Origin of the sequence: Vibrio hibernica, assembly GCF_015223435.1 — a bacterium.
In the GTDB taxonomy this organism is placed as follows: Bacteria; Pseudomonadota; Gammaproteobacteria; order Enterobacterales; family Vibrionaceae; genus Vibrio; species Vibrio hibernica.
In genome coordinates this window covers 1-21573 of sequence record NZ_VHKO01000045.1, presented here as the reverse complement: position 1 = coordinate 21573, position 21573 = coordinate 1, and the positions used below count along the sequence as shown (strand labels likewise).

The window sequence follows — 21573 nt, the reverse complement described above, 5'->3', positions numbered from 1 at the left end:
CTTGAGCAGCGTTTTTTTGTTTCTGTATATAGCCCTTTTTCACTTGAAACTACCGTGAACTTTTTTACGTATTCCACGGTAACTCCCTCTCATACAATATCAATCAAGCTAATTTAAGATCCGCTAACATTGATTGTGAAGGCGCATAAAAATACGCTCCCGTTACCGCCGAGGTAAAGCGTAATAATTGATCCGTTTTTCCGTCTGTCACGCCATACATACTGTCTAGCATCACTTTAATGTTATGTAACCTATTACAATAAGCGATAAACAATAAACCATGCTCGCCAGAAACTGAACCATAAGGCAAGCTATGACGAACCAGTTTTAACCCTTTTCCTTCTTCTTTAATATCAACTCTGCCGACATGTGAGGCTGCTGGTACATCATCTAATTCAATAGAGTCTGGCTTAGTTCGACCTATTACTTTCTCTTGAGCAGAAACACTCAAACGATTCCAAGCGGGGAGTTTATGCATGAAACGTTGCACCAAAACATAACTACCACCCGAAAACTCGCCCTCAGGAATAATCGCGACTTCATGACGTTGAGAGCAACTTTCAGGGTTTTCAGTTCCATCGATAAAATCGGTCATATCACGACAATCTAAATAGCGATAACCATAAGTCTCATCGACAATTTCAACATCATCTGCAATTTTTTCCATCAGTTTACGTAAAAGATAAAAATGCAAATCATGACGTTGGGAATGACAGTGAATAAGTACATCTACATCGGTAGCAGGCGCCGTAATATCTCCATCACCCAAAGGAGAAAATACTTCGAGTTCTGGGGGTATAGGCTGATTCAATTTCAGCCAAAACTCATGTGTAAAAGATAACGATAAGGTTAAATTAGCAGCGGAGTACTCTTGAGAAAATTGCTGCTGATTAAGGTCATCAACTAACGCAGGTAAAGCTTGAAGCTGCTCTAATACATAAGCATGATTCTGTTTGATTTTTAATTGACTATAAAGTGCAAAAGGACTCGCATCAGGCGTAATCGCCAATTGTGGTTGTGACATTTGTCATTCCTTCTATTTCAATCTTTATCAGGGAACATCCCCCTAATAATTTTATTATTTTATGTTTGGGGTTCGAAAAGTGTCTTTAGTTCTGGATGATTGCAATAAGAAAAGTAAAAACCACATCAAGCCAAGTAAAGTCAATGCATCACTACAATTGAAGGCCCAGTATGTCAAACTTAAATGGTATAACGTCAAACCAAATTGAACCATAACGCTCAGCACAGTAAGTTGCCAACCTTTACTCAATAAAGTACTTAACCACTTTCTTTCTGGCTTCCTTAGCCCCATGGACCAAGCAATCATCACGACAGGTAATCCAACTAACAAACCAACATATAAGCTATTATTAATCGGATAAATTAAGGTTAATAGTTTTACGCTTAGATCTCGACTTGCACTCGCAACGATAAAGACAATCCAAGCTTTCGCTAACAGTATCCAGCCTAACCATAACCATAATGTAGGTTTTAAAAAACCATTAGTATCATAATCTTCAATCGTGTAGCGCAAACTATATTCCTACCTGAAACAGCCATATTTAACAGCTGCACTCATAAATAAACAAGTTTATGGTAATCTAGCCTTTCGCTGACCACCAGTGTCTTTCTCAAACTCTTATAGAATTAATCATATGAAATCGAAAAACAATCAATCGTCACCACAAACTCAGCAAGATGCAATGAAAGTCGCTAAGTCGGTCCAAAAACCAAACCAGACCAAGGAACAAACAAAATTAATTGCACAAGGTATTGAGAAAGGGATCACTTTATATAAAAAGCAGCAAAAAGAAAAACAACGTGATGCTGATAAACTTAGAAAAAGACTGCTTAAAACCGAAACTGAGCTAGAGTCATCACAAAGTGATATACAGAGCACCCTTATAACCAGTAAACAGCCCACCAGCAATATAGCCTGGCTATTGCTCGTGCTCAGTTGGATTGGTTTTATTATTTATTTGTTGTTTAAATAAAACCTTGTCGCTGACATTATCATTAAATGGTCTCATCGCTCAATAGGCTAACGAGCCTAGCGATCACTTACGAGCCATACCAATCTGTTGCGTCATATAAATAATGGTGCCTATATTATGCCGATCAATTAAAATAAAAAATCATCTAAAACCTAGACTTAGCCCAATATCATCCATCCATTCATGCAATTTATTACTATTAAAAGGCCCCCAGTCACTCACTGAATAATAACCATCATTGTGGCGTCGCCCATCTTGCACAAACTCCAAATCAATACCAATAGCAGGTAAAGCCTTCAATACATCTTGAATAGTCCGACGTGGCCACCCAGTGATTTCAATTAACTTAGGGACATTTGCGCGTTCAATGTCGTCAACTAACAAGGCAAGGTATAATCGCTTTGCGAATACAGGGCTTAATTCCATCTGGAGTTTCCTCAATAAACCATAAAGCGGCGATCCTTATCCACTTATCACTTTGTCTATTATGCGATATTGTGAGTAATGCATTTTGCGTAGGATCAAAACATACTGTGTATTCCACTACTTTTAAGATCCCATTGTCTTTTTTCTTCAAGATCAGTTTAACTAAGATAAGGAATTGTGTAGGATTCTGGCTTAATCGGATTATGTAAAAAGGAAGTAATAAATGGTCATCATGTATGGGATTCCAAATTGCGACACTATAAAAAAAGCAAAGAATTGGCTAACGGAAGCTAAAGTAGAATTTGAATTTCATGACTATCGTAAGCAAGGCATTAATCAAGAGTTAGTGGCCGATTTCTGTCAACGTTTTGGATGGGAACAAGTACTCAATAAGCGCGGTACAACTTATCGCCAACTATCTGAAGCACAAAAAACCAGCCTAGACGAAACAACAGCAATAGCTCTTTTAGTCGAGCACCCAGCCATGATTAAAAGACCAATATTGATCTCACCATCTTCTGCACTGATTGGTTTCAAAGCTGAACAATACTCTACATTTTTTCAATAACCCTTTATATAAAGGAAATACACGGATGTCTGATACTGAAAGTCCAGTTCTCTCGCTGGCAAAAGATCTTCTACAACGTCAATCAGTTACGCCAGAAGATGCTGGCTGCCAACAAGTAATGATCGAACGCCTAAAGGCTCTGGGATTTGAAATTGAAATTATGGTATTTGACGATACCACCAACTTCTGGGCTCGTCGCGGAACAGCTGCGCCTTTATTTGCTTTCGCAGGACACACGGATGTTGTTCCTTCAGGCCCAATCGCGCAGTGGCACACTCCGCCATTTGAGCCCACCATTATCGATGGATATCTTCATGCTAGAGGCGCCGCTGATATGAAAGGCTCTCTGGCTTGCATGATTGTCGCCGTTGAACGTTTTTTAACAGACCACCCAGACCATGATGGATCTATCGCCTTTTTAATTACATCGGATGAAGAAGGCCCATTTATTAATGGTACGGTTCGTGTCGTTGATACTCTAATGGCCCGTAATGAAATTATTGATATGTGTATTGTTGGTGAACCTTCAAGTACGAGTCAGGTGGGTGATGTCATTAAAAATGGTCGTCGCGGCTCAATGACAGGCGATCTCATCGTAAAAGGTATTCAAGGTCATGTTGCCTACCCTCACCTTGCTAACAACCCAATACATCAGGCAATGCCAGCATTGTCAGAGTTAGTGGCGACCGTTTGGGATAATGGTAATGACTATTTTCCTCCCACCAGTTTTCAGATTCCCAATATTTCAGCAGGAACTGGTGCATCAAACGTGATCCCAGGTGAGTTTCACGTTCAGTTCAATTTACGTTTTAGCACTGAGTTAACCGATACCGAAATTAAGCGCCGTATCCATTCGGTATTAGATGCCCATGGCTTAGACTATGATCTTCATTGGACTCTCAATGGTCTGCCATTCTTAACCGATCAAGGTCCATTAATTGATGCCGTTGTTGAAGCAGTCCAAGCCGTGAACCGTCAACCCGCTCAGTTACTGACTACTGGAGGTACATCTGATGGTCGATTCATAGCCCAAATGGGTAGCCAAGTAGTGGAATTGGGCCCGGTTAATGCAACCATTCATAAAGTAAATGAATGCGTTAAAATTGCTGATTTAGAGAAGCTGACTGATATGTACCAAAAAACGTTGGAGAACTGTTTAGCTTGATAACCTATTCCCTTGAGCAACTAACTGGATTAACCCAAACCCACCTGACTAATATAAAGGTCGGCCAGCGTGAGTTTTTGATCCATAAAGATATCAAAGCACCGCTACAAGGCTTAATCCAAGATGCTCAGAGGAATGGTTTTGAATTTTCAATTGCGAGTAGCTTTCGAGATTATCAACGCCAAGCCACTATCTGGAATAACAAGTTCAGTGGCTTACGTCCTATTCTTGATAGCGAAAGTAACGTTTTAGATAGTTCAATTCTAGCTGATATCGAAAAAATTCACGCCATCATGCGTTGGTCTGCACTACCCGGTGCTAGCCGGCATCATTGGGGGTGTGAATTAGATGTCTATGCTCATAATTGCTTACCAGATAACACCTCACTCCAACTTGAGCCTTGGGAATATCAAACCGGGCACCAAACTGAATTTTCAAGTTGGCTAAAAGAGACCATGTCACAGTATGGTTTTTATTTACCTTATCAACAAGACCTTGGCGGGGTTGCGATTGAGCCATGGCACATCAGTCATGGTGATACGAGTCAAGAAATGCAAAAACAGCTGACACCACAAGATCTACAACAAATATGGCAGCAGTATCCATTTTTGGGCATTGGTGCGGTAGTCGAAAATTTAGATACACTCTATACTCAATACATAATCAATATCTCACCATATCAAGCGACTGAATAAGGAAATAACATGGATTTACTTCTTAATCCTTGGGTGATCAGCGTTCTCATTATTGTCTTTATTATCGGTAATATAGCATCCATAAAATATCTAGGTACAACACACCTAGCGAGAAAAAATCCAAATAAAAAGACAGAGCTTGAAAAGTTGATTGAGACTTATAAGGTCAAAGATGAGCAAGAGCAAGATAAAACGAGCAATAAGCCCTCAGCTAAAACTAATCATAAAGAAGATCACAAATAAAAATACCGCCGTACTCATATTATAAATTGAATATTTATATCAATGAGTGCAAGCGGTATTTTACTATCAAGTGGCTGACTTTATGCCAATAAATCATTTTACCAATAGGCTATTTAAGTCACCCTATTTTTTATTAGACTTAATTACTTTTAGCATCACTACTTTGATTCACAGAAGAACTGTTATCCAAGTAAGCTTGTAATGCAGGGATAAAGGATGATAATTGCTCTTCAGAGATCGGCTTACCTTTACTGTTGGTTACATTGATTGATGTCCGGTTATCTAAATCACCGATCAAGAAAGTATATTTGCCATCTTTAATCGTTAGTGGCGTGACATCTAATTGAGCCCAAACGTCTTCATCTAACGCTGAATACTTAGTTTCAATTGAACCTTGCGACTGATTTTTATCTTCAACGCTAAAGCCCATTAATGGCATCACACCTTCAAGCTTATTCCACATCACATTATATGGAGCACGAGCAATAATCACAGGCAGGCCACTGCGATCTTTCCCCATTGTAACGGGTACTTTATTCAGTAACTCAAGCGCTCGAATACGTGCATCTTCGGCGACTTGCTTATCATATTTATTGGTAATGTAATTCACCATACTACTGGAGTAACGGTCTTTAAGCTCTGGCGTTAAATCAAGCTCTTTATTATTTTCACGCCATTGAAGTAAGGTGATTTGGAAAGCATAACGATTTCCTTGTTCGATACGATCAATTTGATAACGAGCAGCAATTGGGTAAGATTCATCTTCAGCACTTAAATCTATCCAATCCGTTTCAATTGAGGTTGGCGTATCTTGGCGTAACTCAATTTTTTTATCATCGATGGTAGTGTGAATCAAAGCCCAAACTTTCTCCAATTCATCTTTACTTACCAGCCACAATATAACGCTACTATCTTTGTTCTCAACTCTGGCTCCGGGAATCAATTCAAGTACTTGTTGAGGTGGCCTAATATCCACTTTAGGGCCTAATTGACCTGAAAAATCCCCTTGAGGAATATTATATTGGGGATAAAACTGCGGTTGAGCATCAGGTTGTAACACCCACTGTTGATCCAAGGTGGTATCTAGATACTTAAAATCATCTTTCGCTTGGCGTCGTTCTGCAGGATTGCCAGAACAGGCAGACAATACCAACATCGAAAGCGAGCTGATGATAAGCGTGTGGGGTAACTTCATATTTTTTACAACTCCTGAAATACAATTTGGCCAATGTATCCGCTAAAATAAAAATTCATCCATTTTATGTCACATTGGCCTACGCCTATTATTGAATACCGGCGTCTTTTAATGCTTTAGCTACAATTGGTTGTAGGGAAGCACTTAACTCAGTTAATGGTAAACGTAAATCACCTTGTGCAATCAAACCAAGTTGATGTGCTGCCCATTTAACAGGGATAGGGCTTGATTCAACAAATAGTTTTTGATGTAGCGGCATTAATTTTTGGTTGATCTCTTCTGCTTCATCATACTTACCTTGAGCAGCAAGAGAGAGCATTGTAGCCATTTCGGCTGCGGCAATATTATTGGTCACAGAAATCACACCATTGCCACCTAACTTAACAAAATCTAAACCAGTCGCATCATCACCGCTGAATAAGACAAAATCATCGCCGCAAAGTTCACGAAGTTTCGCAACGCGAGTTAAATCGCCAGTAGCGTCTTTAACCCCGACGATATTCTCTAATTTAGATAGCCGGCCAATGGTTTCTGGTAATAAATCGACACCAGTACGACCCGGAACATTATATAAAATAACCGGCACTTCGCTTACTTCAGCAATCGCTTTATAATGCAGGTACAAACCTTCTTGAGTTGGCTTATTATAATACGGAGTCACACTCAAACAGCCTGCAACGCCTGAGTTATTAAGTAAACGACTAAACGTGACGGCTTCATGAGTCGCGTTGGCTCCCGTCCCTGCAATAATAGGAATACGCCCAGCGGCAAATTCAACAGCCTTATTAACGACTTTAACATGCTCTTCAACGGTTAAAGTGGCTGATTCACCTGTAGTGCCAACGGCCACAATCGCACTTGAACCTGATTTTATGTGGTATTCCACTAGTTGTTTAAGGCTATCATAATCCACTTCATCACTATGATTAAAAGGCGTAACTAGTGCAACAATGCTTCCTGAGAACATGGTTTTCTCCTTATAAGATTCTCTTGGCATGTTACTTTAACCCCATCAATAAAGACAAGCACTCAGCTTAGCTTTCTCGATATTTTCCTCGAAATAATGCTTCACTTATCAATTTAAAACCTAAAGCACTTATTATTAAGCTAATGAATCCCTAGCAAACCTACTTAGATGCAAGCTATTACGCACAAAATAATGTGTGCTAATATAGCTTTATATTTTTAACAAGGACGATAAGGATCATCATGCATAACTTAGTTATAACGGCAATCGGCACGGATAGGCCTGGAATATGCAATAGAATAACCCAAGTCGTCACTCAAGCAAATTGCAACATTATTGATAGCCGTATTGCTATTTTTGGTAATGAATTCTCCTTTATTATGCTGGTATCTGGCGAAGCCTCTTCTATTACTCGTGTAGAAACACTATTACCCGTCATGAGTTCAGATCAAGATTTGATGATGGTAATGAAACGCACTACGCCACATCAACCTCCTAGCTACACTTATAAAGTTGATATGAAAATTGAAGCCGAAGATAAAATAGGTTTGATTGATGCCTTTACTCGCTTCTTCTCAGAAAGAAATATTAACATCTCAGAATTAAGCGCAAGGACTCAATACCGCACGCTTGATACCCAAGATAATAATCAGAACCTTTTTATTATCGCCATGGCTGGATTAAGTAAAGATTCTCCAGTACCCGATGATTTAGAAGCCGATTTCTCTCAATTATGCCAAGACTTATCGGTCACTGGATCAATTGATATCACTTACCAAAACTAAAAAGGATAAATGATGAAAACATTGACTTCAGGCGATCCCGCCCCTCAATTCTCACTACAAGATCAAGATGACAATACTGTTTCACTTTCCGACTTCAAAGGCCGAAAAGTCTTATTTTATTTTTACCCAAAAGCCATGACTCCAGGCTGTACAGTACAAGCACAAGGTCTACGCGATATCAAAACTGAGCTTGATGCGTTAAACGTTTCTGTTTTGGGTGTCAGTATCGATGCAGTAAAGCGATTAGGTAAATTTATCGAACGTGATAATTTAAATTTCACTCTTCTTTCAGATGAAGATCATGCAGTTGCCGATCAATTTGGAGTATGGGGCGAGAAAAAGTTCATGGGGAAAACCTACGACGGATTGCATCGGATCAGCTTTTTAATCGATGAAAATGGCATGATTGAACATGTCTTCGATAAATTCAAAACCAAAGACCATCACCAAGTAGTATTGGATTACTTGCAAGCCAAGTAGTGCTCTATTACTAGATATAATGAATAAATAGTAAAGTGCCCAATATTAAATTGGGCACTTTTATAATGACGGTCAACTTATATATCCAAAGTAATTGAAATTGCAGCAAGTCAGCGTATCAACGAAACTGCAACTTCAAATCAGAGAGCTATAGAAACAATCGTTACTCTGAGGATTCTTCAACCGTATCCATACTTGGTAATACCGTCCATACCGCTTTCACTAATGTGGCAAGAGGGATCGCAAAAAACACTCCCCAGAATCCCCATAAGCCGCCAAATACCAACACCGCAACAATAATCGCAACAGGGTGAAGATTAACCGCCTCAGAAAAGAGTACCGGCACCAAGATATTACCATCCAGCATTTGTACAATACCGTAGGCAATGATTAGCCAATAAAAATCAGGCGTTAATCCCCATTGAAATAAAGCAACCAAAGCAACAGGAATCGTCACCGCTACCGCGCCAATATAAGGAATTAAAACCGATAACCCCACAGCAACCGCCAACAAAACAGGATAACGTAGACCGCACAATAGAAAAACAAGGTAAGTCGCTACGCCCACAATCACAATTTCAACCACTTTTCCGCGGATATAATTTGAGATTTGATCATGCATTTCATCCCAAACTTTAGTCGTCAATCGGCGATTTTTCGGCAAGATACCACTTAACGCCGCGATCATTTGATTTTTGTCTTTCAACAAAAAGAAAATCAATAATGGCACTAAGACTAAATACACCCCAATGGTGGCAATACTCAACAAAGAGGTCATCGAGCCTCGCAGCACCGCCTCGCCCATACCTAACACTTTCGTTTGAGTATTTTCAATAACCAAATCGACCACCTGTAAACTAGCAAGATCAGGATAACGCTCTGGTAAACTCGCAATGTACATTTGTGACGTACTGTACATATTTGGCAAATCATTTAATAAATTAGCCACCTGCTTCCATATGGTCGGAACAAGCCCGAAGAAGGCTAATAACATCAATCCGATAAACAACATGACCACAATAATCACACTCGGTAATCTTGGCAGGCCAAATTTTCTTAAACGAGCAATTGGCCACTCCAACAAATACGCCAACACAATGGCAATCAGTAACGGCGCGATCAAATGCCCAAAGAAATAAATCACAATAAAACCAATAAACAAGGTTGCGACAAGACTCACGGCGTGAGGATCAGAAAAACGTCGTTTATACCAGCGAGCGATCATTTCGAACATTATAACGTGTTCCTTTTGGTGACATATAAAGTAGTGACATTAGCGTCTGTATTCAGTTTTACTGTAAAGGGCGGCTGAGAGAAAAAGCCAGCCATATCCCTTATGGATACAAGATCATGAGACAAAATAGTCAGGGATTGATCAATAGCTAATTGCATTGCCGCTCTTTTAGCCAGCAATAACGCCATTGGACACCGCTGTAATCGGAGATCAAGATACTCAGCATTCATTATTTCATTTATACTTTATGGTAGAGTGAAGCTCTGTTAATTCGAGAGTTAACTATTGTATATTAAAAAAGAAACCAAACAGATAACTTGGCGTCTTAAATTTATCCTAACTATTTAAATGGATCTTATATAGTCAATATGCAGCGATTTTTTCGAACCACGTTAAGTATAATGCTTTCAGCCATACTTTGTTTACAACCCATGGCTTATGCAGACCAAAACTTACCGGATATTGGTACCACTGCCGCCGGTACTTTGACCATTGATAAAGAGCTAGAGTATGGCGATGCTTACATGCGTATTCTGCGTGCCAGTAGCCCTATCATTAGCGATCCCGTCATGGATGAATATATTTCTAACCTTGGCCATCAACTTGTCGCAAGTGCAAATGATGTAAAAACCCCTTTTCACTTTCACCTTATTCGAGATCGTAGCGTCAACGCCTTTGCTTTTTTTGGCGGCTACGTCGTGGCGAATACTGGATTATTTTTACACGCTAACAATGAGAGTGAACTAGCCTCTGTTTTTGCTCACGAAATTTCGCATGTCACTCAACGCCACTTGGCAAGACACATGGAAGCCCAAGCACGTAATACACCATTAACGATCGCGGCATTAGTCGGCTCTTTGTTACTGGCGATAGCCTCACCAGAAGCCGGTATTGCAGCAATCAACGCCACCACAGCAGGCGCAATGCAAGCCAGTATTAACTATACTCGTTCGAATGAACAAGAGGCCGATCGATTTGGGATCGCCACATTAGCCAGAGCAGGCTTTGACCCCGAAGGCATGCCTGACTTCTTTGGTCACCTCGCCGATCAATATCGCTATGCAAGCACGCCACCGCCGATGCTTTTAAGTCACCCATTACCTGCGGCACGTTTAACCGAAGCCAGAGACCGCGCTAATAATTATCCGCGAGTATCTTTGCCAATTTCTTTAAGCTTTCATTTAGCCCAAGCACGCGTTATTGCACGCTATGCCAATATTGATTCTGATCGCGCACTGGATTGGTTTGCTCGTCATTTAAAAGAGGCTAACCCAATCGTCAAACCAACTCTTGAATACGGGCAAGCTTTAGTTTTTATTGACACCAACAAACTTACGCAAGCAGAAACTATTTTAACCAAGCTACTGACAAATGACCCTTATAATAGTTTTTATTTAGATGCCGTTTCCGATCTTTATATTAAGAAAAAACAATACAACAAAGCACTTACTTTGTTACAAAAAGCTTTACAAAGAAAACCCAATAACTCAGTACTTATCATAAACTATGCCAATATTTTAATCGAAGCACAGCGAAGTAAAGAAGCGATCACGTTACTACAACGTTATACCCATGAGAATCCAGACAATACGGTTGGGTGGTCATTACTTGCTGACGCCAATGGTCATATTGCCAATGAAAAAGAACAGCTTGCGGCTCAAGCTGAATTATTTGCACTACGAGCTGATTGGAATAAAGCCATTAAAAATTACACTCGAGCAAGCCAAATAGCCAAGTTAGGAAGCTTAGAACAGGCAAGGTATGACGCAAGAATCGATCAACTTCGATTCGCTCAACAACGTTTTGCTGCTTTAAAATAAACAAAAATTAAAAACACAAAAGGAATCGATATGCCGGTCACTATTTATCACAACCCTCGCTGCTCTAAAAGCCGTCAAACTCTTGATCTTCTAACCCAGAAAGGCATTCAACCTGACGTTATTAAATATCTAGAAGACACACCAAATATCGAAACGCTAAAAACCATTTACCAACAATTAGGCTTAACTAGCGTACGCGATATGATGCGAACGAAAGAAGATACTTATAAAGAATTAAATTTAGCGAATGAGTCACTCAGTGATGATGCATTGTTTACTGCCATGCAACAAAATCCAAAACTTATCGAACGCCCAATCGTAATCGCGAACAATAAAGCTCGACTGGGTCGACCACCAGAACAAGTGCTTGAGATTTTATGAGTCACACTGAGAACCTAGAGCACGAGAAACTCACTCAAATTATCGTGCTTTATTACAGTCGACACGGCACCACCAAGCAACTGGCACGTCAGATCGCAAGAGGCATTGAGTCGGTTAAGAATTGCCAAGCAATATTACGCACTGTTTCAGAGATAAGCACGGTAGATAAAAACGAAAATCATCAAGAGCAAGATACATTACGCGATCCTGTGATCACGTTGGAAGAACTCAAACATTGTGATGGATTAGCTTTAGGCAGCCCAGTTTGGTTTGGTAACATGAGCGCCGCTATGAAGCACTTTTGGGATGGTACAACGTCATTGTGGATTTCCGGTCACTTAATCAATAAGCCAGCCTGCATATTTACCTCATCTTCCACACCGCATGGTGGGCAAGAAACGACACAACAATCAATGATGCTACCGCTATTTCATCATGGCATGATGGTGATGGGGTTGCCGTATTCAGAACCTGAATTACATACCAGCTCAGAAGGAGGTACTCCTTACGGTTCAAGCTCAATCTCAACAGGTAATAAAGGGCTTAGTGCTCAAGTGAAATCCCTCGCTTATGCACAAGGTTTACGATTAGCCACTACAGCGAATCAGCTCAAAAAATAATTACTCTTGTAATAATTCACCATGAGCATCAATAAACTATTAGTATCGATAAACCATTAGAACAAGGTAGCTATGACTCAATTACATCACTCACGTTCATCACGCTATTTCGCATTAATCAGCTATCTATTATTAATGGCGTGGGTGATCGCTTGGCATACTTTTATCTCGCCACATAAAGACATAAATTTCATTGGTATTACCCTCGCTTGGAGCATCCCCTTATTACTGCCTCTCCTGGGTATTTTAAAGGGTAAACCTTATACCCATGCATGGGCCAACTTCATCTTAATGTTCTATTTTCTTCATTCACTCACCATTTTGTATATCGATGAAGGCGAACGTTGGCTCGGCGCGGTTGAACTGATCCTAACGTCGCTTAGCTTTGTGGCTAATATTTTATATGCGCGCGATAAAGGCAAAGAGCTTGGCTTAAAACTGACGCGTCTTTCTATTGTAGAAAAACAAGAAAAAGCGCGATTTGAAGAAAAACATTAAACAAGCAATCTAAATATTATTGGAGGTATCACTGTAAACAATTTCCTTCCAAACAACTTTTGGTGATCACTTGTTCCAATTCTTGGCGTAACCAGCGGTGAGCAATATTGTTATGTTGCCTTGCGTGCCAGACAAGATAATAAGTGAATGTTGGAATATCTAACGGCGGTGGAACAATCACCAAATCCAACTCATTAGCCATATGTCTAGCTAAACAGCCTGGTAATGTCAGCAGTAAATCTGTTTTCGCTACTGCATGAGGGGCGGCGGTGAAATGCGGCATGCGTAATACCACATTTCTTTTATGACCCAATTTAGCCAGCGCCACATCAATGGTACCAAGATGATCCCCACCCATCGTAATGAGTGCATGCGACGCCTGACAATAGCGTTCTAAAGTGAGGTCTTGTTGGGCTAACGGATGATCTTTTCTCATAATGGTAACGAGCCGATCTTGGCCTAATTTCTGGGCATAAATATCAGCAGAAATGGTACCCGATAAACTACTAAAGCCTAAATCGGCCTCACCTAATGCCAACATTTCCATCATATTTGGTTGCTGATTCAAGCAACGAATTTTCATGTTAGGCGCTTGCTGAAACAGGTCTTGGTATACCGATGGCATAAAGACTTGCGAAAAGAAATCACTCATGACAAAGGTAAATTCAGTGCGCGCTTCTGATGGCTCAAATTCTGCTGGGCTCAATAAAGATTCTGCATCTTGTAATAAACAATCTAAACTTGTTGCCAAACTTTGTGCTCGCTCTGTTGGTAATAACCCACCCCGACTACGCACAAATAAAGGATCACCAAATTGATGGCGTAATCGCTGCAAAGTTCGGCTCATCGCAGATTGAGTGACATTCAGTTGAATCGCAGCTTTAGTCACGCTTCGAGTTCGCAACAAAGCTTGCAAGGCGACCAATAAGTTTAAATCCACTTGATTAAGTTTTGACATTTATGACCCTAAATCATTTCTATAATTAATTTTATGCATTAGGAATATAATACTTACAAGTCTATTATACCAACTCAATTTCACTTCTTTATGTTTGTAAGGAATCATTATGTCAAAGCAATCAATAACAAGTCGCGGCTACGCTCTCAAACAACGCCCCAATGGAATGCCCACACTTGACTGTTTTGAGCTACAAACGCAGACCTTAGCGCCAATTTCTCAAGGTCAGTTTGTCATCAAGAACCTCTGGTTATCGGTTGATCCTTATATGCGCGGTCGAATGAGTGATGTAGAAAGTTACGTGCCTCCGTTTCAGTTAAATGAACTGATGCAAGGCTCAGCCATTGGTGAGGTTATCGAATCGCAGCACCCAGACTTTAAAGTCGGAGATAAAGTTAACAGCATGCTAGGTTGGCGTGAATATGCCATCTCTAATGGCGATATGGTGCAAAAATTACCTGAAACATCATTGCCAGAGCAAAGCTTCCTTGGTGTCGCAGGTATGCCAGGTTTAACCGCTTGGGTTGGCTTGAATATAATTGCTGAAGTCAAAGAAGGCGATACGGTCTTAGTCTCTGCGGCGTCTGGCGCAGTAGGCAGCTTAGTGTGTCAATTTGCTAAGATTAAAGGCTGTCGCGTTGTTGGTAGCGCCGGTAGTACAGAAAAAGTTGAGTGGCTAAAGTCATTAGGTGTCGATGCCGTTATTAATTATAAAGACTATAATAATTCGACTGAGCTAGAAGCCGCCCTTTCAGAGCATTGTCCAAATGGTGTCGATGTTTGCTATGAAAACGTCGGGGGCGATCACCTAGAAGCGGCGTTAAATCTACTCAATCGTTATGGACGAATGGCTGTATGCGGCATGATCGATCTGTACAACCTAGAAGATGCTCAAGCAGGGCCAAACAATCTCGCCAACATTGTAAAGAAAAGCTTAAAAATACAAGGCTTTATCGTTTCGGATCACTGGGAACACTACCCTAATTATGTGGCTCAACTTAGTCAGTGGGCTGCAGAAGGTAAAGTAAGTTGGAAAGAAACAACCCGCCAAGGCATTGAATCTATGCCTAAAGCCTTCTTAGGTTTATTTAAAGGCGATAATATTGGGAAAATGTTGATCCAACTTTAAAATCATTTCGTATTAATACAGTTAAAGCCACATTCATCTAATTAAAATGGCTTTACGTACACAGGAGCAATACATGAACAACTTTAGTTATGAAAACACCACTCGCATTCATTTCGGTCAAGGCCAAATCGCAGCGATTGCTAATGATATTCCAAAAGACAAAAAAATCTTGGTCACTTATGGTGGTGGTTCAATCAAAGGCAATGGCGTTTACGATCAAGTGGTTACCGCTTTAAGCGAACATAACTGGGATGAATTTTCTGGTATTGAGCCAAATCCACAATACGACACATTAATGAAAGCCGTTGAACGCATTCGTACAGAAGGCTTTGATTACCTGCTTGCAGTTGGCGGTGGTTCTGTCGTTGATGGTACCAAATTCATTGCTGCGGCAGTAAATTTCGAAGGTGAAGAAGCATGGGATATTCTGGTAAAACACGCGCCAATAGAATCTGCTTTACCTTTAGGTTGTATTTTAACCCTACCAGCAACAGGTTCTGAGACCAATATTGGTGCGGTGGTCACTCGTGGTAAAGATAAATTGGCTTTCAGCAGCTCATTGGTTCGTCCTCAATTTGCGGTTTTAGATCCTCAAGCCACATTAAGCCTTTCTGAGCGTCAAACCTCAAACGGCGTCGTCGATGCTTTCGTTCATGTGATGGAGCAATACTTAACTTACCCTGCTAATGCAAAAATTCAAGATCGCTTTGCTGAAGGTATCTTGCTTACACTTATCGAAGAAGGTCCAAAGCTTATCGATAATCTACAAGACATCGAAGCTCGAACTAACGTTATGTGGGCGGCAACTCAAGCACTAAGCGGCTTAATTGGTGTTGGTGTTCCTCAAGATTGGGCGACACACATGATAGGGCATGAGCTCACCGGTAACTTTGGTGTGGATCACGGCCGTAGCTTAACTATCGTGCTACCAGCCATCATGCAAGTATGTCGAGTGGAGAAAAAAGCGAAGTTACTTCAATATGCTGAGCGTATTTGGAATATTACTGAAGGTTCAGACGACGCACGTATCGATGCAGCTATTGAGAGAACTAAACAATTTTTCTCTCAAATGAAAACACCTGTTTCTTTAAGTGAAATCGACCTTGGTCAAGCTGACGTTGATACCGCAATGAGTAGTTTAGAAGCTCACGGTATGACAAAACTTGGCGAAAATGGATCTATCGATTTAGCTCGTTCTCGTCAAGTGTACGAAACCGCGCTTTAATCTAATAAGAAAAACAAATCGGTAATATACAAAAAATTATTCAAAGCTTCTGATTCGCATCTTAGCTTTGAATAACATACTCTCTTATGGTTAATGTGTTATCTACTGCCAACACATCCCCCAAGCCATAAGAGAGCCCCCCCTTTATTCTTCATCAAACTCATCCGCTTCACATTTGACAAGGATACCCAATGATCACATTACATCATTTAAACCAATCTCGTTCTAAGCGCATTATTTGGCTATTGGAAGAATTAGATGTCCCGTATGAAATTAAAGCTTATCAACGTGATAGTAAAACCCACCTCGCACCAGCAGAATTAAAAGCGATTCACCCACTGGGTAAATCTCCCGTGATTCAAGAAGATGAATTAGTCCTCACAGAATCTGGTGCAATTACAGAATATTTGGCCGAAAAGTACGCGGCTAATTTACTGGTACCTGCAAAAAACACACCTGAATATGCTCATTATTTACAGTGGTTGCACTTTGCAGAAAGCTCAGCAGCTCTACCATTATTACTGCATTATTTTGTCTTAAAAGATGGCAGTAATCCTGCTTTCTTAGCTGGTTATAGCCTAAAGGAATTACACTTAATTTTGGGCTACCTCAACGACCATCTAAGTAAAAATACTTGGTTAGTTGGCGAACAATTTACGGCTGCAGATATTTTGTTATCCTTCATTGTCGAAATGGCTTATAAATTAGATCAGCTTGGTGATTACCCTGCATTACAAAAATACTTAGCCGCTCTACACCAACGTCCAGCAGCTCAAAAAGCGCAGAAACTTGAAAAAGAATACGACCATTCATAAGCTAAATAATGAAACATGAGAATACTGATAGTAAAAAGGGAGCCATTTGGGGCTCCCTTTTTGATCTGTGCTAATAGGTCGATCTATGCTAAGAGGTTTATCTCATATCTGGGACTTACTTCATCTCGAACCAAAGCTGATTTTTCGATTGGTCGTCAGCTTGTTTTGGTGCGCTAACAGGTACATCAGTTGATATTGCTTTAGTTTCTTGGGTAGAAATATCTGCTTGTAGAGGAGCGGCTGACACCACTTCAGGCTTGGGAGCGTCCGATTTTACTAGTTGACGATTCTTGGCGGCTTCTTGTTTGAACTCATTGATATTAGACAATAGATCAATATTAAAGATCACCGTATCACCTTGTATCTGGTGAACTTGCACTGCGGCAACACTCGATAAATCCTTTAATAATTGCTCTAATGTAAAAAAATCTTTTGCGGTATGAATACCAGAAAAGTTAGCCAATAAAGTATCATCTGTCGCTTGATTGACCGCCACTTTGTTTTGTTTAGCATAGTATTCACTTACTTGCTGGATGGCCAGTTCAATGCTGTCGCTGAGCTTGCCTTCTGTCGAACCTGAAATTGGCTTACTCTGCATATCCATTTTGTTAGGTACCATGTCATGCAATATCCACTCAACCTGAGCACCATCACCCATTCGTGTTACTTTCAGTACTAATACACCATCAACAGGATAACGTTTACTTGCTTTTGTTAAAGGCTCGTCAAATCCGCCCCATAAATCTGGAGCAGAGATTTGAGTCATATCATCCATATCACCTAAAGGCAGAGTGATAGGAAGTCCTGCTGCTTGAGCCGCATGTTGTAGAGGTACAATACTGTCTAAACCCGATTGCTCCCAACCAATTTGACGCTCAAAGTTGGCATCTTCAATCACCCAAACGAGAACACTTTTACGTTCCTGTGGCCAAAAAATAGCATGTGCTTGAGACAATAATGATTGTATTTGAACAGGATTAAACTCCATCACCATACTCGGTGCATTATCTAAACTGCCAGATTCAAATTGAGCCAGATAATCAGAAGGATCCGTTAATGCTTTTTTGACGACCGCATTTTTTACAATCTTAGTGTCACCTGATGCTCGAATCAATACCTTCTCTAAACCTTGACTCCAAGCTTCTGTTTTAGGATTTTTAACATCTGTCATTGGTACTTCGACATGATAAATATCCACTTTCGTTTTTGCATATGCTGCTGAACTAAACGCCAATAAGCATAAAAAAGAAGCCACAAGATAACGCATAATAAACCTGTCTATAAGCATGATGAGGAGTTGCAAGAACACATACATCAATGAAAGAAAACCAAATACATCGGACAGTATCGAACCGATAAAGTTCTTCCATACCCTATTTTATCATCATGTTTGACTTTAATAGCGTCGGAAAATTGAATGTATATTCTACCTGAAACCATTTCAGAGCGCAGTGAAAGACAATAATTACCCATAAAAAAAGCGACTCAGATGAGAGTCGCTTCATTGAACCGCTGAATTTTCAGTAATTAGCTAGTTTTCCATTAAAGAACTAACTTGCCATTAAAGAATTGCTTTGCCATTAAAAAGCTATTTTCTCATTAATGGGCTATTTATCTATTAATGGATTATTTTATGCTATTGAGTACCAAAAATTTTGTCACCCGCATCGCCTAATCCGGGAACAATATAACCTTTATCATTTAGTTTTTCGTCAATCGCTGCAGTATACAGTTCAATATCTGGGTGGGCTTTTTCTAATGCTTCTAAGCCTTCAGGCGCGGCAACCAATACTAAGACTTTAATACTTTGACACCCATGTTCCTTTAACAAATCGATAGTTGCAATCATCGAACCGCCAGTGGCAAGCATAGGATCAACCACAAGAGCAATACGCTCATCAATATTCGACGCTAACTTGTTAAAGTACGGGATTGGCTCAAGCGTTTCTTCGTCACGGTACACACCAACAACCGAAATACGCGCACTTGGCATGTGCTCTAATACACCATCCATCATACCCAAACCAGCGCGTAGAATTGGCACAACCGTTACTTTTTTACCTTTAATCTGATCGATTTCAACTGGGCCATTCCAGCCCTCAATCGTCACTTTCTCTGTTTCAAAATCAGCGGTGGCTTCATAGGTAAGCAAGCTACCCACTTCTGTTGCTAATTCGCGAAAACGCTTAGTGCTAATATCGTTTTCACGCATCAAGCCTAGCTTATGTTTAACCAATGGGTGCATTACTTCTACAATTTTCATGTACGACTCCGATGCTTAATTTTTTATAAACAGATCGATTATACTGTAAACCGACCAAATTGCATTATTCTATCTTGGTTTATTCGGCAAAAAACATTCACAAAAAAACTGACGCAAACGTTTTCCTTTTCAGTTCATCCCCTGTTAGAATAACGCCGTTTTTCACCCTAAACTTATTTTAAAAATCGAGGATATCCCCGTGAGTGGTAACAATTCATCTCTAAGCTACAAAGACGCTGGTGTTGATATTGATGCAGGTAACGCATTAGTCGATAAAATTAAGGGTGTAGTGAAACGCACTCGTCGCCCCGAAGTTATGGGTGGCATCGGTGGTTTTGGCGCTTTATGCGAACTACCAACTAAATACAAGCATCCCCTTCTTGTATCTGGCACTGATGGCGTAGGGACAAAACTGCGTCTTGCTCTGGATATGAATAAACATGACACCATTGGTATCGATCTTGTGGCGATGTGTGTCAATGATCTCATCGTTCAAGGCGCTGAGCCTCTATTTTTCCTCGATTACTATGCAACCGGCAAGCTTGATGTTGATACTGCTGCAGAAGTGGTAACGGGGATTGGCGAAGGTTGTATTCAAGCAGGCTGCGCACTTATCGGCGGTGAGACGGCTGAAATGCCAGGTATGTATGAAGGCGAAGATTACGACGTTGCAGGTTTCTGCGTTGGCGTTGTTGAAAAAGCAGACGTGATTGATGGATCGAAAGTCGCCGCTGGTGATGCTTTAATCGCGGTTGGTTCAAGTGGTCCTCACTCTAACGGTTATTCACTTATCCGTAAGATCCTTGAAGTCTCTAAAGCTGATTTAGCAGAAGACTTAAATGGCCGTACCATTGGTGAGCACTTAATTGAGCCAACTAAAATTTATATTAAGTCTGCCCTTAAAATGATTGCAGAACACGATATTCATGCGATTTCACATATTACCGGTGGTGGTTTCTGGGAAAACATCCCACGCGTATTACCTGAAGGCACAAAAGCGGTTATCGACGGAAAAAGCTGGCAATGGCCTGCAATTTTCTCTTGGTTACAGCAAAAAGGTAACGTTGAAACATTTGAAATGTACCGTACCTTTAACTGTGGGGTTGGCCTGATCGTGGCATTGCCGCAAGATCAAGCACAAGCTGCGGTTGATTTGCTTAACGCTGAAGGTGAAAACGCTTGGGTTATCGGCGCGGTTGCTTCATCAGAAGCTGGTGAAGATCGAGTGGTTATTAATCAGTAATCACTATCTTAGCGAGATCAATACGACACGGTTCGTAAAGACAAGCCCTTACTTTACCCGTTATAATACGGATAAAGCCTAAGGGCTTAATTTTATCTGCAAGGTTATCAAATGAAAAATATTGTTGTTCTTATCTCTGGCTCTGGCAGTAATTTGCAAGCCATTATCGATATATGTGAATCAGGGAAAATCCAAGCAAAAGTCACCGCGGTATTTTCTAATAAATCCGATGCTTACGGGCTAGAACGAGCAAAGACTCACGGTATCCCTACTCATGCTCTTTCAGTTCAAGATTATTTAGGAGGCGAAGGCAAGCCAGACCGCCAAGCTTTTGATACTGAATTGATGACCCAAATTGATACTTATCAACCTGATTTAATTATTCTTGCCGGCTATATGAGAATTTTAAGCCCGAATTTTGTACAGCATTATTTAGGTAAAATGCTCAACATCCATCCTTCTCTATTGCCTAAATATTCCGGTTTGCATACTCATCAAAGAGCTATTGATGCAGACGACACCGAACATGGTACCAGCGTGCATTTTGTCACCGAAGAGCTAGACGGCGGCCCCGTTATTTTACAAGCGAAAGTGCCTGTATTTGAAGATGATACCGCAGACGATTTGGCGCAAAGAGTTTTGGTGCAAGAGCATCATATTTATCCATTGGTAACCAAATGGTTTATCGAGGGTCGATTGAGTATGAAAGATGGTCAAGCCTACTTAGATGCCATAGCACTCGGGTTACATGGCTACGCCGAAGATTAAAAAGCTATAAACGCACTATAGTTAACAACGTACAACAAAAAACTCGCCCTATTTCGGCGAGTTTCCTTTTCACATGACACTATCGTTTGTATTAATTA

The 21573-nt window shown here is 40.5% G+C and carries 26 protein-coding genes; 16 read left to right on the top strand and 10 right to left on the bottom strand.

Going from position 1 to position 21573, the window contains the following annotated elements:
- Window positions 1–103: 103 nt before the first annotated feature.
- Window positions 104–1024: a Dyp-type peroxidase gene (locus FH976_RS12890; RefSeq protein WP_194091252.1), complete on the bottom strand. Its 921-nt coding sequence runs from the start codon at window positions 1022–1024 to the stop codon at window positions 104–106.
- A 54-nt stretch (window positions 1025–1078) separates the two neighbouring features.
- On the bottom strand, window positions 1079–1537 hold the full coding sequence (locus FH976_RS12885; protein ID WP_194091251.1) for a DUF2919 domain-containing protein: 459 nt from the start codon (window positions 1535–1537) through the stop codon (window positions 1079–1081).
- A 121-nt stretch (window positions 1538–1658) separates the two neighbouring features.
- On the opposite strand from FH976_RS12885, the gene FH976_RS12880 reads away from it, so the two are divergent.
- Window positions 1659–1997, top strand: a complete 339-nt coding sequence (locus tag FH976_RS12880; RefSeq protein WP_194091250.1) for a DUF2956 domain-containing protein — start codon at window positions 1659–1661, stop codon at window positions 1995–1997.
- Window positions 1998–2138: 141 nt separating this feature from the next.
- Here FH976_RS12880 and FH976_RS12875 read toward each other — a convergent pair whose 3' ends face one another.
- Entirely contained in the window at window positions 2139–2423 is a 285-nt protein-coding gene (locus FH976_RS12875; protein WP_194091249.1) for a helix-turn-helix domain-containing protein, read from the bottom strand.
- Between the two features lie 223 nt (window positions 2424–2646).
- On the opposite strand from FH976_RS12875, the gene FH976_RS12870 reads away from it, so the two are divergent.
- From FH976_RS12870 to FH976_RS12855, 4 genes are read left to right on the top strand one after another with little or no spacing between them, the layout of a single operon-like run.
- Entirely contained in the window at window positions 2647–2991 is a 345-nt protein-coding gene (locus FH976_RS12870) for an ArsC family reductase (RefSeq protein WP_194091248.1), read from the top strand.
- Between the two features lie 25 nt (window positions 2992–3016).
- Window positions 3017–4156, top strand: a complete 1140-nt coding sequence (gene dapE, locus FH976_RS12865) for a succinyl-diaminopimelate desuccinylase (protein WP_194091247.1) — start codon at window positions 3017–3019, stop codon at window positions 4154–4156.
- Window positions 4153–4851, top strand: a complete 699-nt coding sequence (locus FH976_RS12860) for a M15 family metallopeptidase (protein ID WP_194091246.1) — start codon at window positions 4153–4155, stop codon at window positions 4849–4851. The genes dapE and FH976_RS12860 overlap by 4 nt, the downstream gene beginning before the upstream one ends.
- Window positions 4852–4860: 9 nt before the next feature.
- Complete coding sequence (locus FH976_RS12855) at window positions 4861–5094, top strand: DUF2897 domain-containing protein (protein ID WP_194091245.1); 234 nt, start codon at window positions 4861–4863, stop codon at window positions 5092–5094.
- 139 nt (window positions 5095–5233) lie between these two features.
- Here the strand turns inward: FH976_RS12855 and bamC are convergent, their stop codons facing one another.
- Window positions 5234–6289 (bottom strand): outer membrane protein assembly factor BamC, encoded by a 1056-nt coding sequence (bamC, locus tag FH976_RS12850; RefSeq protein WP_194091244.1) that lies wholly within the window; start codon window positions 6287–6289, stop codon window positions 5234–5236.
- 88 nt (window positions 6290–6377) lie between these two features.
- On the bottom strand, window positions 6378–7256 hold the full coding sequence (gene dapA, locus FH976_RS12845) for a 4-hydroxy-tetrahydrodipicolinate synthase (protein WP_194091243.1): 879 nt from the start codon (window positions 7254–7256) through the stop codon (window positions 6378–6380).
- A gap of 242 nt (window positions 7257–7498) precedes the next feature.
- Here dapA and FH976_RS12840 point away from each other — a divergent pair, with 242 nt between their 5' ends.
- The gene (locus FH976_RS12840; protein ID WP_194950400.1) at window positions 7499–8041 is read left to right on the top strand and encodes a glycine cleavage system protein R; all 543 of its coding nucleotides are present in this window, start codon (window positions 7499–7501) and stop codon (window positions 8039–8041) included.
- A 12-nt stretch (window positions 8042–8053) separates the two neighbouring features.
- Entirely contained in the window at window positions 8054–8521 is a 468-nt protein-coding gene (bcp, locus tag FH976_RS12835; protein ID WP_194091242.1) for a thioredoxin-dependent thiol peroxidase, read from the top strand.
- A 163-nt stretch (window positions 8522–8684) separates the two neighbouring features.
- Here bcp and FH976_RS12830 read toward each other — a convergent pair whose 3' ends face one another.
- On the bottom strand, window positions 8685–9755 hold the full coding sequence (locus FH976_RS12830) for an AI-2E family transporter (RefSeq protein ID WP_194091241.1): 1071 nt from the start codon (window positions 9753–9755) through the stop codon (window positions 8685–8687).
- Complete coding sequence (locus FH976_RS12825) at window positions 9755–9985, bottom strand: sulfurtransferase TusA family protein (protein WP_194091240.1); 231 nt, start codon at window positions 9983–9985, stop codon at window positions 9755–9757. The genes FH976_RS12830 and FH976_RS12825 overlap by 1 nt, the downstream gene beginning before the upstream one ends.
- 138 nt (window positions 9986–10123) lie before the next feature.
- Between FH976_RS12825 and bepA the strand changes: the two genes are divergently transcribed.
- The 4 genes from bepA to FH976_RS12805 all read left to right on the top strand — a co-directional run bounded on the left by bepA (window position 10124) and on the right by FH976_RS12805 (window position 13074).
- Window positions 10124–11575, top strand: a complete 1452-nt coding sequence (bepA, locus tag FH976_RS12820; protein WP_194091239.1) for a beta-barrel assembly-enhancing protease — start codon at window positions 10124–10126, stop codon at window positions 11573–11575.
- A 30-nt stretch (window positions 11576–11605) separates the two neighbouring features.
- Window positions 11606–11956, top strand: a complete 351-nt coding sequence (gene arsC, locus FH976_RS12815; RefSeq protein WP_194091238.1) for an arsenate reductase (glutaredoxin) — start codon at window positions 11606–11608, stop codon at window positions 11954–11956.
- Window positions 11953–12576, top strand: a complete 624-nt coding sequence (wrbA, locus tag FH976_RS12810) for an NAD(P)H:quinone oxidoreductase (protein WP_194091237.1) — start codon at window positions 11953–11955, stop codon at window positions 12574–12576. Before arsC ends, wrbA begins: the two co-directional genes overlap by 4 nt.
- Window positions 12577–12648: 72 nt before the next feature.
- The gene (locus FH976_RS12805) at window positions 12649–13074 is read left to right on the top strand and encodes a DUF2069 domain-containing protein (RefSeq protein WP_194091236.1); all 426 of its coding nucleotides are present in this window, start codon (window positions 12649–12651) and stop codon (window positions 13072–13074) included.
- A gap of 28 nt (window positions 13075–13102) precedes the next feature.
- Here FH976_RS12805 and FH976_RS12800 read toward each other — a convergent pair whose 3' ends face one another.
- On the bottom strand, window positions 13103–14032 hold the full coding sequence (locus FH976_RS12800) for a LysR family transcriptional regulator (RefSeq protein ID WP_194091235.1): 930 nt from the start codon (window positions 14030–14032) through the stop codon (window positions 13103–13105).
- 109 nt (window positions 14033–14141) lie between these two features.
- Between FH976_RS12800 and FH976_RS12795 the strand changes: the two genes are divergently transcribed.
- From FH976_RS12795 to FH976_RS12785, 3 genes are all read left to right on the top strand, one after another.
- Entirely contained in the window at window positions 14142–15161 is a 1020-nt protein-coding gene (locus tag FH976_RS12795) for an NADP-dependent oxidoreductase (protein ID WP_194091234.1), read from the top strand.
- Between the two features lie 73 nt (window positions 15162–15234).
- Window positions 15235–16386: an iron-containing alcohol dehydrogenase gene (locus FH976_RS12790; protein WP_194091233.1), complete on the top strand. Its 1152-nt coding sequence runs from the start codon at window positions 15235–15237 to the stop codon at window positions 16384–16386.
- A 191-nt stretch (window positions 16387–16577) separates the two neighbouring features.
- On the top strand, window positions 16578–17201 hold the full coding sequence (locus FH976_RS12785; protein WP_194091232.1) for a glutathione S-transferase family protein: 624 nt from the start codon (window positions 16578–16580) through the stop codon (window positions 17199–17201).
- Between the two features lie 115 nt (window positions 17202–17316).
- Here the strand turns inward: FH976_RS12785 and FH976_RS12780 are convergent, their stop codons facing one another.
- Both FH976_RS12780 and upp read right to left on the bottom strand, forming a co-directional pair.
- Window positions 17317–18468 carry a DUF2066 domain-containing protein gene (locus FH976_RS12780; RefSeq protein ID WP_194091231.1) on the bottom strand — a complete coding sequence of 384 codons (1152 nt, stop codon included), beginning with the start codon at window positions 18466–18468 and terminating at the stop codon, window positions 17317–17319.
- A 369-nt stretch (window positions 18469–18837) separates the two neighbouring features.
- Entirely contained in the window at window positions 18838–19464 is a 627-nt protein-coding gene (gene upp / locus FH976_RS12775; protein WP_194091230.1) for a uracil phosphoribosyltransferase, read from the bottom strand.
- 199 nt (window positions 19465–19663) lie between these two features.
- Here upp and purM point away from each other — a divergent pair, with 199 nt between their 5' ends.
- Both purM and purN read left to right on the top strand, forming a co-directional pair.
- Window positions 19664–20707: a phosphoribosylformylglycinamidine cyclo-ligase gene (gene purM / locus FH976_RS12770; protein WP_194091229.1), complete on the top strand. Its 1044-nt coding sequence runs from the start codon at window positions 19664–19666 to the stop codon at window positions 20705–20707.
- A 111-nt stretch (window positions 20708–20818) separates the two neighbouring features.
- Window positions 20819–21475 (top strand): phosphoribosylglycinamide formyltransferase, encoded by a 657-nt coding sequence (gene purN / locus FH976_RS12765; RefSeq protein WP_194091228.1) that lies wholly within the window; start codon window positions 20819–20821, stop codon window positions 21473–21475.
- The last annotated feature ends 98 nt before the right edge of the window (window positions 21476–21573 follow it).